The sequence below is a fragment of the Mesonia ostreae genome (assembly GCF_031845265.1).
GTDB lineage: Bacteria > Bacteroidota > Bacteroidia > Flavobacteriales > Flavobacteriaceae > Mesonia > Mesonia ostreae.
This window is the reverse complement of record NZ_JAVRBG010000002.1, coordinates 126084-142402: the sequence shown is the minus strand read 5'-3', so window position 1 is coordinate 142402 and position 16319 is coordinate 126084. Positions and strand designations below refer to the sequence as shown.

The window sequence follows — 16319 nt, the reverse complement described above, 5'->3', positions numbered from 1 at the left end:
AAACAACCATTCACTTATAATATGTATGTATCGCAACTTGAAATTTCAAATTATAGAAACTTTATCAATTTTACTGTTAAACTAAAACCGGTAACGCAAATTATTGGTGAAAATAATATCGGGAAATCCAATCTTTTAGACTCTTTAGGCTTAATATTCAGCCAAGAAGTGTCTTTTTTCAAAAGGCGTATGTTAGAGGTCTCAGACTTTAATTACGAGACTATTCTGAAGCTTAAAAAAGAAATTCTTGATACTTCTATAGAGCCAAAGGATATTTCCTATCCAAAAATTACAATAAAAGCAACTCTTAAGGATTGGGATCTAAAACAAGAAGCTGTTATAACTGACTGGATGAGTAATTCTGAATTTACAGAAGCTACTCTTACCTATACGTTTGCACCAATATCATCTTTTGATACATTTGAAGAAATAACCCAGCAAAGACAGTTTCTTAAGGACTACGAAAATGAATTAGGGTCTGAGGAATTTACTAAAATACCCGAAAGCGAAATTCTGAATCTGATAAATTTTCCCATTACAAAGTACCACTATCGTATACACGGTGGAAATCAAAATGAGAGCGTAGCGAATACCTATCACTTAAACCAACTTAAATTTGAACTATTGGATGCACTCAGAGATGCCAAATCAGAACTTTCCGCAAGTAGGAATAATGGATTACTTTTTAGAGTGCTTAATGCAAATGAAGAAACCGAATATCAAGACTTAAAAAAACAGTTAGTAGGTCTTCAGCGAGCAATTGAAGGTAATGTAGCTATTTCAGGAATAAAGACTCGGATTTCAGAGCAACTTGATAAAATATCATTGAGTACCGAAACATCCAATAATGTTGTAGACCTTATATTCTCTCTACCAAATGTATCGGACTTATTGAGGAAACTGAGCCTAATTTATAACGATAACCCCATAAAAATCGAACGTAATGGAACTGGGCGAAACAACCTTCTTTTTATTTCGTTAATGCTCTCTTTCATAGAAGATCCTGAGCGAATGCAGTCCACTTTCTTCAGAATTGTCGGACTTGAAGAACCAGAAGCGCATCTTCACGCAAATCTTCAGAATCATTTAGCCTCAAATTTTGAAGGGCTTATAAAAAAAGAGGACGGTACTTACAGAAAGGATATACAGCTCATTCTAACTTCACATTCTAACCATATTACCACCAAAATAGATTTTGAAAATACTGTGGTGATTCATTATAAAAACGGCATTGTACAACCTCATTATATATTGGAAGGTTTTGGAACAACTGCCGAAGAAAAAAGACAAGTAAACTATCTCAAAAAATATCTTGATAGTGAGAATGTCAATTTGTTTTATTCAAGACGATTGGCATTGGTAGAAGGGATTTCTGAAAAACTTCTATTCCCTATATTCTATAAAATCCAAACTGGCGAAACTATTGACCAATCTGCAACTGCTGTGGTTAATGTTAATGGACTTGCCTTCAAAAATTTTATACAAATAATCTTAAACGGCTTTCATACAAGGTGCTTAGTTTTAACTGATAGCGATATTGGAACACAAACAGAGCATAGGGCTCAAGAACTTAAAGACAAATATGATGCTGTAGATGAAGTTGGTGTTCAAATTTCTGAATTATCTACGTTTGAAAAAGATTTAATTGACTGCAATAAATCTGGAAATGGTAAAAAAATCTTGTGTAAAGTTGTTCAACTGGTACGGCCTAACTCTGGAAAAAAATATGTAGAAGAATTAGGCACAAGTGATATTGATGTCGAAGGATATTTTGCTTTAATTGAAGGCTATAAAAGCGAATTTGCTTTGCAACTCTCACTATCGCTGGCAGAAGACCATAGCGGTTTTACAATACCAAAATACATTGAAGATGGTATTAAATTTTTAGACCCTTTGATGTAATAGATATGGGAAATGTAACTAAGCCAAAACTTGTTATCGCTGGTCCTGGGGCTGGAAAAACCCACGGAATGGTAGACGAAATAATTCACGCCCTAAAATCCTTGGAACGTCATCGTTATATGATAGTTGTTACCTATACCAATTCGGCAACAAAAAACATAAAAAAACGGCTCGGCAAGAGATTAGCCATACCACCTAATTTATTTATTGGCACCATTCATTCCTTTTTGAATAGATTTATAGTGATTCCGTATTCGAGTTTACATAACGAAGATGTCAATGGTGAAAAATTGTTTATTCAATGTGGAACTGATGATGTTTTAAAAAGGATGTTTGATAATAGTGGTGAAACACCAGACTATAAAGCTAAAAATTATATTAAAAGTAGATTAACTACGTCCTTACACAAAAGTGGATACATTACCTATGACCAGACCCTCAATTTAGCTAAAAAAGCCATCACGAACCAGAGAATAAAAGAAATGTTGGCTAACAGAATACAATATTTGTACGTGGACGAATTTCAAGATACTGGAAATAAAATGTTCTCAATAATAGAATCTCTTAGAAAGGAAAAAAAGACAATAATATATTGTGTTGGCGACCCAGAACAATATATTCAAAGCTTTGACTCTTCGATTAGGAACTTCCAAAATATCCCGATTCTCAAAGCTTCAAGAATGAACCAATATGAGACCCTATTAAATAAAATTAATAGACGCTCAGTAAATACGATTGTAACATTCTTGAATAATTTTAGCAAACGTGTTTACGAGGACAATACTTTTGAACAACAATGTCATAATGAGATACTTGGTACACCTGTAAAATTTATAAGTGCGACCCAAAATATTACGGCAATGCTTCCAGAATTCTTTGCTCGATGTGAAAACGAAAACATTTCGCATAAAGAGCGAGGTGTAATAGCCAAAAAGAATGATGTCGTAAATAAGGCCATCGCCGCTTTGAATGGAAATGTTCTTGCCCCAGATAAATCTGCTAAGGTTTCAGCAGTTTCAGAAATCAAAGACACATTACTATCCTCTTTGGGAACTAACCAAAATGCCTTTTGTGAAGAACAAGGTTTAACGCCATTTGATTTAAGGATAATGGCGGTTCAAATAATAAGAGCCATTCGTGTGGAAGTTATAACAAACGAAAACACTTTTGCTGCTTTCGTTAAAGATGAGTTTGACCTTACTATTGAAAACGACATACCTTTTAAATTAGATAATCTAAGGCAAATTATCGTTTCTAACACCGATGCAGAAGCTATAATGGTATCAAACATTCATAGATTTAAAGGACTTGAATTAGATGCTGTACTCGCTGTTGCTAAAAATGAAGCAGAACTAAATCTTTGGTTAGAAACTGATACTGCAACCAGGGATGCACATTCGGACAAAGGTACAAGTGACTATCCAAGATTGGGCTATGTAGCCTTCAGTAGAGCAAGAAAAATATTGTGTATTGCTTGCTTAGAACCAATCTCAGACAATACGAAAGAAAAACTTAATCATTTAGGGGTAGAAATAGATGCCCCAACTCTGAAGTTTCCCAGTTTAATTTAATGCTACTCATAGTGCTTATTTAATTTTGAAATATCGACTTCGCCTCATCATAAACCCGCTCAAAATTAGCCGCTAAATCCGCTTGAAAAAATTGCTTGGATTCTTCAGGAAGTTGCCTTGCAATTTCCTGTAATTTGAACTGTACCTTCTTATCCTTCCCATCAGCATAAGTAATAAACTCTCCCTGCTTTAAACGAAAAAACACATCTGCTCGTATTTTGGGTATTTCCTTTTCCCCAGTGGTTATTCGAGTATCGAAATCTAAATTATGACCACGACTCACGCTTTTGGTCGGGTCTTTAACGATCTCAAAAAAGCGTTCGTAATATTTTGCGGTGTCTGGGTCGTTGACTTTTCCGAAAAACTGATAGGAAAGGTTACTTAAAATTGCTTTGCTTGCCTTATCGCCATACATCATATCGTTCTGTATCTTGTCCTGCATCACGTAAATCGTAGCAATGTCATAACTTCGCAAGGTTGCCGGAATACGATGCATATTCAATAAACGAATCGTCGGCGCTTCTTCCATCAAGAGGAAAGACGGTTTGGAATTTCGCACACTCATTTGTTTGGTAATCGTATGAATGATGGTGGCAATAACTGGAGAATAAGAAGTTTCAAACTTAGGGTTGTTTACTATTGAGATCACAGCAGGATTTTCAGGATTATTAATATTCAGTGGAACTTCATCTGCGGACAAAGCCATAAAAATCCGTTGGGTACTAATTCGCTTTAGCGCATTGGCCAAGGTGCTTTTTACACCAGCGGTTTGTCGTTCGGAATCCTTTCCACTTATAAAGGCATCTGCCATTGCACGAGAGGTTGTGTTTGATTCCAAAAATGCAATGAGGCTCTCTGTGTCCAAGAATTGGTAAACAGCGATTAGGTGCGGTAAAGTGCAGTATTGAGGATAGGATGTTTTCAGTTTCCAGATCAATCCGCCAATCAATCCTTCTGCTGCATCGTTAAAAAATTTGGTCGTGCCTGTGGTTCCAGATTCCCGCTGTTCCAAAAGATTCTCAATCAAAACCCGGGAAACTTCATTTACACTTTCCTCGTCCTCCAAATATCGCGGTGCTATGGGATTTACCCGATGTATAATCTTATCGAATGAAATAATTTTAAAAGGTATTCCCGAATTTTGGAATAACGGATAGGCAATTTCAGTCAACTCAAAATCCTTATAATCGTGAATGACTCCGCAGAAGTTATACTTTTGAAAATGCCTTAAAAATCCATAAACCACACTTTCTGTCTTTCCACTTCCAGCAGAACCAATAATGGAAGCTCCACGTTTGATGTTCTTTAATTTAAAGCCTCCTTTATTGGTTGGAAAATTGACCTGATATTTACTGTCACCATTATCCGGTTCTTCCGTTTTATGCAAAAAAACATACAATCCTGTATTAATTAGCATCAGCGGACACACTAAATACAGTAAGGTAAAATTCAAATCAGTTTCCATCGAAACATAATAAACCAGTATTGCAAGTATTAAAATATTCAGAACAAAACCAAAACGCGTAACGCGATACAATCCATAAAATAGCGTACTGAACAAGCCAATAATCGAGAATAAAACTATAAGATTTTCTATTTGCATCGTTCTAAAATTAAATTCCAATGGAACTCGATTTAATGGCCACGTCCACACCACTTCGCAATCGGTTAAATACTTTTAACGCCAACTGAACTTGATTCGTTGGGATGCTTGGCATTATTGGCAGTCCAGCTTTGCCCATCAACTTGAAAGCGATTGCTTTTTCATTAGTGGGTAGTTTCATCAAGGAGGCAAAATAGATTTTTGGATTTTTGATAAAATCCTTTCGAGCTTTATAGGTTTCAGCAAAATTTCGCTGATAGCCAAAAGTGGTATCAAAAGTCTTTTCCGCGCGTTCAAAAAACTGGTCCCGATTAAAGCCCCTGCCAACTTTTTTACCGTGCATCTCAACATTGGATGCTTTATATTTACTTCCTGGCGATAAGCTGAACGAATTGGAAGCATCTTTTCTACTTACAATTATATGGATGTGGCTTTGGTTGCCATCCTTCTGCATTCCCTGAACAATCCGCTTCCCGTTTTGTTGATGTGGCGCTTGACTTTCCAACTTGGCTATTTCTCTTTCCCGTTTCTTTATGCTTCCCTCCATAGAGCCGATCTCAATATTTCGGACTTCATTTTTTAGCTGAAGTATTTTCGTGGCATAAGGTTGGTTTTCCCGTATTTGCCTATCCGTGCCTTTAAAAGTTCTTTGGTGCTCAATTTTTGCGTAGTACTTAATATCGTCAACGCTAATTGGGCGACCATTGATTTCCCGATTGAAGCATTTCACATAGTCCTTCATCAATTCACGAGTATATCTTTTTAAATCGTTACTGCTATTCTCTAATCTTCGCAATTCATACTCGGAAGGACTGACCGTGATAGAATAAAATTTCGGCTCAATCTTTTTAAGCTTGGCAGCGTTTCCATCAATTTCCTTAACAACTTCCTCGGCCGAAATATCATCACCATATTGATTGAAAAAATGCTCCATACCTTCTTGTTCTATGCCTTGATTTTCCTTCTCCAAATAACCCACAAAACTTGCCGAACTTTGCCCATAGGTCTTTCCTAATTTCTGTGGTGTAATTGTAATATACATTTGATTGGTTTTATAAATTAGATGGGTTGCGCTCCCGATATTTTGGTTGGCTATCATCCGTTTTTTTCTTTTCCAAGATGAGCGGTTTATTTTTGGGTTCGGCTTCTTCAAATAAGGATTGCATCATTGCAACGGTTGGTTTGGTTTGGCTTTTTTCAATATCCTTCAAGATGGCGATAACGCCATTTATTCGTTTTTTGATTAAAATTTCCAAGGTCTGTATATGTGGACCCATCGACTCGTTTGGAGAGATGCCGTTATCCTCAAAAAATTCTATCATTACCAATAAGGTCATCGACTGGGATTTGGAAATTTTTCCACAATACCGCCTAAATCTTTGAGCTACAGATGCTTTGATTTTCAAGCCTTCAAACCGCTCTTTTTCATATCCTTTATCCATTTTTTCATAAAAAATTTACTGATTTTGTTGGGCTGAAAGGCTTTTTTCATAAAAAATGCACCTCACAATTCCATAATCACAAAATCGAATATTATTAAAACATTGAAAATGAATGGATTGAAAAAGAAAAAGAATACTCAACATCGCGAAGCGTGTTATCCTCTTGCTATTCCTTTTCGCCCCGATTTCTCGGGGCAAAAATCCATACCATTCCTGAAAAAGTAATGGCATTTACTTTTATGAAAAACCGAACTGAATTTTTTATGAAAAAATAATTTGATGTATAGAACTATCTGTATTAAAACATCGAAACCCTTGCGAATAATTGAAACCAAAAACAGAAATAACAATAAAAGACCCTTGAAAATTCAAAGGTCTTTATAGTTCTATTTGGCAAAATTCAGATATTAAATACGTACGTATAACTGTACAAATTTCGCATTGCCTCTTCTTCAATCATATTTTCAAAGTTGGTACAATGCCTTTTTGCATACTTACGATTTATGTTCAACATCTTTTTTGGAACTTTCCAAAAGACGCTCCTGTGCTTCCTCGTTCAAGTCTGAATAATTAAGATAAATCATAACGCTAGGTTTTAAAATTTCTTAATATTCGCTTGGTAACATCAGCGTATTATCCACAAAAAATAACCGCAGTTCGTCCAATGGAAAATCCGTTATTTTATATCCGTGCTTTTCCAAAATAGTACCATCGCCATCGCTGTACGTTATTTCGGCTTCGTTGCCAGAATGATCCTGCTTTTTTGCAGGAAGTCTTTTAAAGTCAATGGTTATAAAATAACTTTTATCCATTAGGCTTTTGGCAATTATTGATGCATCTGTTATCAACCAATAGCAATCTGCTGCATTGGCTAAATATTTCAGTCCGTTCGTGTATCGGGTTCTAATCAATGGTATTTGATAAATCGTTTCAGACCCATTGAAATGTTGTAATCCTTCTAAGATTTCGTTAACTTGTGCTTTCATTTTGATTTCTATTTATGGAGTTAATAATGAAAAAAGAGGGCGCTACTTTAGACGGAAACGCCCTCTTTATTTTTTAAAAATTACTCGGCATTATTGCCGTCCTTAGTTCCCAACAATAATATTTCGTTGGCTTCAACTTCGGTAACGTATCTTTTGATACCGTCCTTATCCTCATAACTTCGGGATTTTAGTTTTCCGCTCACTCCGATTTCCTTGCCCTTTCCGGCATATTTCTCGATAATTTCGGCAGTTTTGCCCCAAGCTACTACGGTATGCCATTCGGTATTTTGTGTTTTCTCGCCATTGGTGTTTTTGTAAAACTCGTTTGTAGCAAGTGAAAGACGGGCTACCTTTTTACCGCTTTCAAGGTTAGTAATGGTTGGCTCTTGACCAACATTTCCAATTAACTGTACGTGATTTTTTAAAGTGCTCATAATAAAAGAATTAAAGATTAATTAAAATACTACCTGAACCATTCAGACAGTTTGCGTTTATATTTTTTTGAAATGATTTACTTATTATATCCAGAGCGTTTTCCCTTTTTTGTTTTTTTAACTTTAGTCCCGCTTCCTTTTTATTGTTTTCGTAAGATTTCATAAGTTTTGTTTTAGATTTACTTCCCATAGTGCCGTCGCTGTTACCTTTTTTTGTTGCTGATACAGTTGAAATATTTGGAATTAATAAGGACTTATAAAAGGGAGTGTGCGACCGGTTATGCAGTCCGTTTAACTTCTGAATGTTGGTATTTTGCTTACAAAAAAATGGTTATGACAGTGGCGGTGCGGAAGTAGGTCTAAATGCTTTTTTGAGGTATGAAAACATAGGAAGTGGGACTAAATAATTAAATGGAATTCTGATTTGGCGGACGCTATTCTCAATTTTGGCTCGGGAATGAAGTGTCCCGTTCCAGCGCAGCGGATCGGGTTAACGGAATGAAAAGCTGAAATTGGGGATTGTGTCCCAGACGTTTGAAGAGAAGCTCTTTTCCCGAAATGTAGCTTTTCGCGAAATGTAGGGAATGGGCTGAACGGCTAATGAAAACAAATTATCTTGTCGAAGTAGGATTTAAAGCGGACTTGACTCCAAAGGTGGAGATAGGAATGGAGTTTGACCGCTTCCCGGCTTTTCTCGGGAACAAGCGGGCAAGTGGAATAGAAATCGGAAGCTTTGGGGTTGTGTCCAAGACTTTTTTAATGAAGTGCTTTTCTCGGAATGGAGCTTTTTGCGAAATGTAGGGGAATGGGCTGAGTGTAATATGAAAACCAATTATCTTTTTGAAGTAGGATTTAAAGCGGAATTGACTTTAAAGTTGGAGATGGGAATGGAGTTTGACCGCTTCCCGATTTTTCTCGGGAATCAGCGGACAAGTGGAATGGAAATTGGAAGCTTTGGAGTTGTGTCCAAGACTTTTTTAATGAAGCGCTTTTCCCGGAATGTAGCTTTTGGCGGAATGCAGGGAGAATGGGCTGAATTAGATAACGATATTCATTATTTAATTTCGACCACAATTTATCTCTATGTTAAAATTTAATTGCATTTGGTATTAAATGAGACTAAATGATATGGAATAAAATTACTGTTTTAAAAAAGCTTTATTCTGTACCTATTCTGTACCCATTGCAAAAAAGAAAGGCTCCACATTTCTGTGAAGCCTTGTCTTTACTAGTAGCGGGAACTGGACTCGAACCAGTGACCTTCGGGTTATGAGCCCGACGAGCTACCTACTGCTCTATCCCGCGATTTGTGTTGCAAATATACATCCTTTTATACATTATACAACATAAGAAGCCAGAAATTATTAATATTTTTTACATTTAAACCCAAAAAGTCTGCATATCAGAATCTTATAAACGAAATAATAGGGTATAAAAAAATATGATAACCTATCGCGCCTGCAACCATATTAGTATAGAAGATTTAGTATTTTCTTAAAACAATATATAATTAATCAATGTAAAAAATAAAATCAGTAAGTTAACCAATCCTTATGAAGTATGGATTATTATGTTAAAATCCGCATAAATATCAATTTTAATAGTCTACTTTAAGGAAATCACATTAAATTTAAAAAATTAAAAGCAAGTTATTTTAATTAAAAAATTACAAATTACATTGATAATGTGGTTATTAAGTTGATAAACGGAGTTCATTTGAAGTAATATCTATCCATAAAAAAGTGAAAACTAAATAGAGTAGATTTATTAGAGTGATTTGTTTAACCCTAGAATAACAATGTAATTAGCAGAAGTGATTTTTGCGAAGATTTTTATAATTAGAATACGTTCATTAGCATTGTATTGAAGAACTTACTTGCTGTATAAAATTCAATAGTTTATCAACAAATAGAAATTTTAAACACTAACCTAAAAACTAAAAATTATGGTACGCTGGATTGTTATTTTTTTAATTATCGCCTTAGTTGCAGCAGTATTTGGATTCGGAGGAATCGCTGACGGAGCTGCAGATATTGCACAAATTATCTTTTATATCTTTATTGTCTTACTAGTTCTTTCTTTACTGGCTAGAATCTTTAGAAGATAAGGGAAACTTTACACTGATAAAAAAAGGCGCAAATTTTCATTTGCGCCTTTTTTTATTGATCTAGAATTTCTGTCCGAAATTCTACTAAATTTTCCCCTTCAAATTTTACAGTAATTTCTATAGGATTACAACACACTTCACAATCCTCAATATAAGTTTGATTGACAGATCTATCTAATAGCATAGAAATTTCTTCCCAACAATGCGGACATTGAAAAAAGTGCTCTAACATAGGTAGTAGTTTTTTTATTAACTGAATTGATCTAAATCTTCTTGAACCACTTCCCACTTCTCCATAAATTTTTCTAATTCGGCTTTTTTAGCTTCATATTTTTTGAAAAATTCTGGTTGAGCTGCTAATTCCTCATAATTGCTTGCCAATTCTGCATCTATTTTCTTGATCTCTTTTTCTAGCTTATGAATACTCGCCTCTGTATTGCTTAATTTATTCTGAAGTGATTTTAACTTCTTTTGATCTTTATATGATTTTTTAGAAGATTTTTCTGGCGCAGCACTTTCTTGCTTTTTTACCACGGTTCGTTTCTCTACTTCCCGCATATTCTCAACATTTCTCTCTGCCAAATAATCATCTATATCACCTAAATATTCTTTGATGTGATGATTTTTAAACTCATATACATTATTGGTAAGACCCTGCAGGAAGTCTCTATCGTGAGAAACCAAAATTAAGGTTCCTTCAAACTTCCGTAAAGCTTCTTTTAAAACATTTTTTGATTGAATATCTAAGTGGTTAGTTGGCTCATCCATCACCAACACATTAAACGGCTGCAAAAGCATTTTCGCCAGGGCCAACCGGTTTCTTTCTCCCCCAGATAAAACTTTCACATATTTTTCTACCTCGTCTCCTCTAAAAAGAAAAGATCCCAAAATATCTCTTACTTTACTTCTATTGGTTTCGTTAGCCTCGTCAATCATCGTATCTAAAACGGTTTTATTTCCGTCAAGGTATTCTGCTTGATTTTGAGCAAAATAGGCAATCTTCACGTTATGTCCCAATTTCATTTCCCCCTTATGCTCTATTTCTCCAACAATAATCTTTGCTAAGGTAGATTTTCCTTGCCCGTTTTGCCCTACAAAAGCAGTTTTGGTATTTCTTTCTACCAGTAGATCAATATTTTGCAAAACGTGCTTATCACCATAATTTTTGGTAATTTTATTTGCTTCAATCACCACTTTTCCAGGAGTCACAGAAATTGGAAAATTTAAGGACATTACGCTATTATCATCTTCATCCACTTCTACCCTGTCAATCTTATCTAATTTTTTAATTAAAGACTGCGCCATCGACGCTTTAGAGGCTTTAGCTCTAAATTTTTCAATCAACTTCTCTGTATGTTCTATTTCTTTTTGCTGATTTTTTTGCGTTGCCAATTGCTGCTCTCTGCGCTCCTTTCTTAACACCAAGTATTTAGAATAAGGTTTGTTATAGTCATAAATGCTACCCAAGGAAATCTCTATAGTTCTATTGGTCACATTGTCCAAAAACATTTTATCGTGCGAAACAATAACCACGCAACCCGAATAATTTTTCAAGAAGTCTTCCAACCAAATGATACTTTCAATATCTAGGTGGTTCGTAGGTTCATCTAAAAGTAAAATATCATTATTTTGAAGTAACAATTTTGCTAACTCAATTCGCATACGCCATCCGCCAGAAAAGGTGTCGGTTTGTTTATCAAAATCTTCCCGTTTAAAACCTAAACCTTGTAAAATTCTTTCCGTTTCGCCTTGGTAATTATAGCCTCCTAATATTTCATATTGGTGTTGCACATCGTTCACATCGATCATAAGTTGATGGTATGTATCACTCTCATAATCGGTTCTTTCGGCTAAAGCATGATTAATTTTATCGAGTTGAGCTTCTAAGGTTTTAATTTCCTTAAAAGCTTGATAGGCTTCTTCCAAAACCGTTTTACCTTCATCAAAATCAATATCCTGTCTTAAAAATCCAATTCTAATATCTTTTTCATAGGCAATTTGTCCTGTATCGGGTTCAAAATCTTTTGCCAGTACTTTTAACAAAGTAGACTTTCCAGCTCCGTTTTTCCCTACTAATCCCACACGATCTCCAGCGCCTAAGCGAAAAGTGATTTCCTGAAAAAGATATTCTCCTTGAAAGGAGATGGATAAATTATGAATGTTTAACATTAATGTAACTTATGTAACTTGATTATCCTGCAAATATCCTTAATTTTGTGATGCAATACCAATGCTTATGGATTTATTTAAGGGATCAAAGATTTACAGTATTTTCACTGGTTATTGTCCAGTTTGCCACGGGGAAAGTATGTACAAAGAGAGCAACCCATACAAATTAGGAAAAGTTATTGAAATGCACGAACGTTGTTCTAAGTGCAACACCAAATATAAAATGGAGCCTTCATTCTTTTTTGGCGCCATGTATGTTAGTTACGGCGTGGGAGTAGCGGTTTCTGTCGCCGCATTTATTATTGCGCACTATTTTTTGGGCGCAGATTTATTGGCTTCTTTTTTTAGTATTGTAGCGGCCTTGGTTCTACTCATGCCTATTATAATGAGGCTCTCTAGAAATATTTGGATTAATATGTTTTTTAGTTATAAGGAAGAAGCTGCTTCAAAATCATCATAAAAACGAGCTACATTAATTTCTTTAGGGATTTCTTTATCAGAAAAAATCGCGGATACCAATTGCTGAGAAAGTGTGGGAGCAAATAATATTCCTCTACTTCCAAAACCATTGCAAACGTGAAGATTAGAATGTTTGGGATGTTTCCCCAAAATTGGTTTTCTGTCGGGAACGGTGGGTCGTATTCCTGATTCTTGATCTATTACTTCAAAATCACAGGTTATCATTTGCTTTAGTTTTTGCTTCAATTGAGTTTTAGCATCCTTACTTATAGAATCGTCCAAGAAATCGCGACTGTAGGTGGCACCAAATTTATAGATGTCTTTTCCCTTCGGAATTATAAAAAAACTACCTTTTACCATTTCCTGAAGTTGTAAATCTTTCGCCTTAAAGGTAATGTATTCGCCCTTATTTCCCTGAATAGGGAGAAACCCAAAATATGGATTAACCTTTACGGAAGCTCCCTCGCAAAAAATAATGTGGTTGGCAGAATAATCTTGGTATTGTACCTTATTCTTTGTTAATTCTAAATCGGCATAATTGAATACCTCTTCTAAAAACTGATTTTTTTCTTTAAGGTAAGATTTATAGATAGTTAAAAGTTTAGAAGTGTCTAATAGCGCCGTATGTTTGGTCACCCCCATTTTGTGGGGAGCCGTAAGAAATGGATTTCTATTCGACTGTAACTCTTCGCTTAGAAAATAATCCAACACTGGTTTTCCTAATGCTGAAAACCAATCATTTTGTTCCTTTGCGGATTTAAAAACTCTTAAAATTGATTTTTCTGAAAATAATTCTTCCTGAAATTGCTCTTGAAAGCCAAGATAAAATGGAAGTGCATTCTCATAAAGTTCTTGAGAGTTCCACGCCAAATTAAACTTCTTAAGCACAACAGGATTAAATACTCCGCCTGCCACTTTTGAAGCATTTGTGCCTGTTTCAGCAATTACCAATACCTTTTTATTCTTCTCTTCCAATCGTTTTGCGACAGACAAACCTGCAAGACCAAAACCAATTACAAAGACATCAAAATGAGTTGTAGACATAATTTATGCGATAAAAAAAGCACCCAATTTGGGTGCTCTTATAGTTTTATGGTATGAAAAACACTAGTAGTTCCACATATCAGATTCAAAGTTTCTAATGGATTCCTTAATACGGTTAGACTCTAACAGTTGCATTAAAGAATTCTCCACCTTATATTGAGTGATTTCTCTATCTCCATATACGTTATCCTCTTTGTAGATTACAGCATCAAATCTTCTAGAGTTAAGTAAGTGATCAAAAGTGATAGGCTGCGACGTGTTCTTAGGATTAAAAACCTTTGCTTTATGCAAAGCAGGTCTTAACGCTGGATAAAATACCCAAAACATTTCAACAGGCTCAGATAAAGCTTTACGCTGCTCATCGCTCATCTGAGTTCCGCTAAGGGAAGCTACTTGAAGTTCTGCCTTTAAAGAAGCAGACAATGCCATAGGAGCAATTCCTATCAGTCTATACCTTAATTCACCTTGTCTTTTATCAAAATACCAGTATCCTCTAATACGGTATCCTTTTACGTCTTCAGGTTTAAGTTCAGATTCTACAATCTCTCCCATTCCTAACTGTAATGAATCTTCAGGCACACCTTCGTTCATTCTCTGCTGACCGATATCTGTGATTCTCTTCATTCGAAAGTTATCTTGGATCTCTGCCGTAGATAGCTTATTCATGAAATAAGAATCTCTATAAATGTTAACGCTATCTTGTTCAATAGCATCTTGGATCACATTAAATAAAGGTTGTCTAGAAGGTGTTTCCCGCAATGGAAATAACAATGGAAAATTTACTCTTTGGTTCAAGTCAATATATTCCCAAGTAGTTTTCGCCCAAAGAATATCTCTATCGTCAATATAACCATATTGCAAAGGTTCGTCCTTATCACTCTGTTTTTGAGCCTCGGTTTTTATTCCGATGCTGTCAACATTCTTGGCATTTAAAAGATTTGATTGCGCATGTACACTTACAAAACATAAGGTAAATACCGCTAAAAAAGAATAAATTTTTCTATTTTTCATAAAATATTTTTTAATCTGTAAGTTCTAGAAAGACTGGTGAAATATTAGGTAAAGTGTAAGAAGAATTTCCTGCAATCTTAGCCTTAATATTAAACAAAGTCACTACCGCACCTCTTGGCGCTCCATTTAATGCCGCTTTTGCAGCACCATTTAACTTATTTCCATTCACGCTAACTGGAGGCTTTCCTTGCACTTGAAATTGGAAGCTTACCACGTTTAGGTTTAAGTCGAATACGAAATCTGGTAGCTTAGCACTTACTTGTGCAACAGCTGCCGTATTTCTTGGCATTCTAATCGCTCCACCAGAAGCATCTCTACCTGCAACATTACCTATTGGTCTTGGTATTTCCTTAATTCGGAAAACTTTGCTATCGCTAACAGAGGTTCCATCGGGTAACTTTCCAGAAACATTAATTTTTACTTCTTTTGCTTTGATGTTGGTTACATCCATTACATACTTAGAGTTTCCTCCAGCGCTAGATAAACCAGGACCATTAGCGCTAACCGTAGGCACTCCAGGAATAGAGATAGTCATTGGGTTTTTAACACCACGGTAAACCACATTCATCTTATCTGCAGAAATCACAGCCGAATTTGGTTTAGGAATAACGGCATAAGAAGTGCTAAATGGTAAGTCTACAATAGAATCTCCTTCTTTAAATTGAAGCATTCCGTTAATTTCTTGTTGTCCTACATTACCCGCAGCAAAATCAAGCTGTACAGTTCCTGTTCCAGGGTTTTCTACCTCGTTATCATTAATAACTACTTTATCAAAACTTAAAGAGTTATCAAAACGACCTAAAACCACTTTTCCTTTAAAGTTTTCACCACTAAAGAAAGCTGTTTTCTCTGGTATTACAATAGCCTGATAGTTACTCATAGATAACTGACTCGTCTGCTCACCCTGCATCATTGCTGATAACAATTGGTTTTCAACCGTTTTGATATCATTTTGCATTTGTGTTAGATTAGTCAATGAAGCTACGATTGGGAAACCAACGAATTTATAATTAATCCACTCCTTTTCAATTCCCTCGGCAGTCTCTACTGGGTCGGTATTAAACTTATCCTGAACAGTTTTTTCGATACTTCTATATTGCTGCCCGCTAAGACCTTGCAATATTTCAGTCATTTGTCCACGATAATTATTAATTTTGTCAAGAAATTCTTGACCGTCTTTGGTTACTTTACTTTGGTAAAACCGTTCATCAAAATAATCGGTTTTATCCATAGTCTCATAATCAAAGTTTCCTTCATCATCCTTATAATCTCCAGCTTCAATTGCTCCTTGTTTAAGGCTTGCAATGTAGTTATTCAAATCTTTTGAAATAGCTTCTACTTTTTGCGCATCCTCTTGCAATTTTTGATACTGCTTAGGTTGATCTGCTGCTTTCGCAGCTAAGCCCGCCATAAAAGCGTCGTTACTCTCTGCAGCATATTGGTTTGCTTCTTCTAGGCTTACGTTAATCATTCCAAAAGCTGTAAGTACCTCTTTTGACATATTTAGAGCCATCATCGCGATGAATACCAAATACATCAAGTTAATCATCTTTTGCCTTGGGGTTTGTTTTCCTCCTGCCATATCTTAAAT

General features: G+C 35.5%; 16 protein-coding genes, 1 tRNA gene and 1 pseudogene. 5 read left to right on the top strand and 13 right to left on the bottom strand.

All coding sequences use genetic code 11. The features are described 5' to 3' along the window. Positions 1 to 21: 21 nt before the first annotated feature. Both RLT85_RS02640 and RLT85_RS02635 read left to right on the top strand, forming a co-directional pair. Positions 22 to 1902, top strand: a complete 1881-nt coding sequence (locus RLT85_RS02640) for an ATP-dependent nuclease (protein ID WP_311400500.1) — start codon at positions 22 to 24, stop codon at positions 1900 to 1902. A 5-nt stretch (positions 1903 to 1907) separates the two neighbouring features. Then, positions 1908 to 3473, top strand: a complete 1566-nt coding sequence (locus tag RLT85_RS02635) for a UvrD-helicase domain-containing protein (RefSeq protein ID WP_311400499.1) — start codon at positions 1908 to 1910, stop codon at positions 3471 to 3473. Between the two features lie 19 nt (positions 3474 to 3492). On the opposite strand, the gene RLT85_RS02630 is transcribed toward RLT85_RS02635, so the two are convergent. The 7 genes and pseudogenes from RLT85_RS02630 to RLT85_RS02600 all read right to left on the bottom strand — a co-directional run bounded on the left by RLT85_RS02630 (position 3493) and on the right by RLT85_RS02600 (position 8101). Next, positions 3493 to 5076 (bottom strand): type IV secretory system conjugative DNA transfer family protein, encoded by a 1584-nt coding sequence (locus RLT85_RS02630; RefSeq protein WP_311400665.1) that lies wholly within the window; start codon positions 5074 to 5076, stop codon positions 3493 to 3495. 10 nt (positions 5077 to 5086) lie between these two features. Further along, positions 5087 to 6118 carry a MobB family relaxase gene (gene mobB / locus RLT85_RS02625; RefSeq protein WP_311400498.1) on the bottom strand — a complete coding sequence of 344 codons (1032 nt, stop codon included), beginning with the start codon at positions 6116 to 6118 and terminating at the stop codon, positions 5087 to 5089. A gap of 10 nt (positions 6119 to 6128) precedes the next feature. Then, positions 6129 to 6518 (bottom strand): BfmA/BtgA family mobilization protein, encoded by a 390-nt coding sequence (locus tag RLT85_RS02620; protein ID WP_311400497.1) that lies wholly within the window; start codon positions 6516 to 6518, stop codon positions 6129 to 6131. Positions 6519 to 6918: 400 nt separating this feature from the next. Continuing rightward, positions 6919 to 7102, bottom strand: a pseudogene (locus tag RLT85_RS02615) (hypothetical protein). 21 nt (positions 7103 to 7123) lie between these two features. Next, positions 7124 to 7504, bottom strand: a complete 381-nt coding sequence (locus RLT85_RS02610; protein ID WP_311400496.1) for a DUF6876 family protein — start codon at positions 7502 to 7504, stop codon at positions 7124 to 7126. A gap of 80 nt (positions 7505 to 7584) precedes the next feature. After that, the gene (locus tag RLT85_RS02605) at positions 7585 to 7938 is read right to left on the bottom strand and encodes a single-stranded DNA-binding protein (protein WP_311400495.1); all 354 of its coding nucleotides are present in this window, start codon (positions 7936 to 7938) and stop codon (positions 7585 to 7587) included. Positions 7939 to 7948: 10 nt separating this feature from the next. Then, positions 7949 to 8101, bottom strand: coding sequence for a hypothetical protein (locus RLT85_RS02600; RefSeq protein ID WP_311400494.1), 153 nt, complete (start codon positions 8099 to 8101; stop codon positions 7949 to 7951). Positions 8102 to 8759: 658 nt separating this feature from the next. Here RLT85_RS02600 and RLT85_RS02595 point away from each other — a divergent pair. Next, positions 8760 to 9035, top strand: coding sequence for a hypothetical protein (locus tag RLT85_RS02595; RefSeq protein WP_311400493.1), 276 nt, complete (start codon positions 8760 to 8762; stop codon positions 9033 to 9035). Between the two features lie 135 nt (positions 9036 to 9170). On the opposite strand, the gene RLT85_RS02590 is transcribed toward RLT85_RS02595, so the two are convergent. Continuing rightward, positions 9171 to 9243, bottom strand: a tRNA-Met gene (locus RLT85_RS02590). Positions 9244 to 9883: 640 nt separating this feature from the next. Between RLT85_RS02590 and RLT85_RS02585 the strand changes: the two genes are divergently transcribed. Continuing rightward, the gene (locus RLT85_RS02585) at positions 9884 to 10045 is read left to right on the top strand and encodes a DUF1328 domain-containing protein (RefSeq protein ID WP_311400492.1); all 162 of its coding nucleotides are present in this window, start codon (positions 9884 to 9886) and stop codon (positions 10043 to 10045) included. Between the two features lie 52 nt (positions 10046 to 10097). Here the strand turns inward: RLT85_RS02585 and RLT85_RS02580 are convergent, their stop codons facing one another. Both RLT85_RS02580 and RLT85_RS02575 read right to left on the bottom strand, forming a co-directional pair. Continuing rightward, positions 10098 to 10277 (bottom strand): CPXCG motif-containing cysteine-rich protein, encoded by a 180-nt coding sequence (locus RLT85_RS02580; protein ID WP_311400491.1) that lies wholly within the window; start codon positions 10275 to 10277, stop codon positions 10098 to 10100. A 17-nt stretch (positions 10278 to 10294) separates the two neighbouring features. Next, a complete protein-coding gene (locus tag RLT85_RS02575; RefSeq protein WP_311400490.1) occupies positions 10295 to 12214 on the bottom strand; it encodes an ABC-F family ATP-binding cassette domain-containing protein in 1920 nt (639 codons plus the stop codon). A gap of 67 nt (positions 12215 to 12281) precedes the next feature. Here RLT85_RS02575 and RLT85_RS02570 point away from each other — a divergent pair, with 67 nt between their 5' ends. Continuing rightward, entirely contained in the window at positions 12282 to 12674 is a 393-nt protein-coding gene (locus RLT85_RS02570) for a DUF983 domain-containing protein (protein ID WP_311400489.1), read from the top strand. Here the strand turns inward: RLT85_RS02570 and RLT85_RS02565 are convergent. From RLT85_RS02565 to porM, 3 genes are all read right to left on the bottom strand, one after another. Then, positions 12641 to 13717 (bottom strand): NAD(P)/FAD-dependent oxidoreductase, encoded by a 1077-nt coding sequence (locus RLT85_RS02565; protein WP_311400488.1) that lies wholly within the window; start codon positions 13715 to 13717, stop codon positions 12641 to 12643. The two genes, RLT85_RS02570 and RLT85_RS02565, sit on opposite strands and share 34 nt — an antisense overlap. 63 nt (positions 13718 to 13780) lie before the next feature. Then, the gene (gene porN / locus RLT85_RS02560; protein ID WP_311400487.1) at positions 13781 to 14728 is read right to left on the bottom strand and encodes a type IX secretion system ring subunit PorN/GldN; all 948 of its coding nucleotides are present in this window, start codon (positions 14726 to 14728) and stop codon (positions 13781 to 13783) included. Positions 14729 to 14738: 10 nt separating this feature from the next. Next, positions 14739 to 16310: a type IX secretion system motor protein PorM/GldM gene (gene porM, locus RLT85_RS02555; protein ID WP_311400486.1), complete on the bottom strand. Its 1572-nt coding sequence runs from the start codon at positions 16308 to 16310 to the stop codon at positions 14739 to 14741. Positions 16311 to 16319 lie beyond the last annotated feature (9 nt).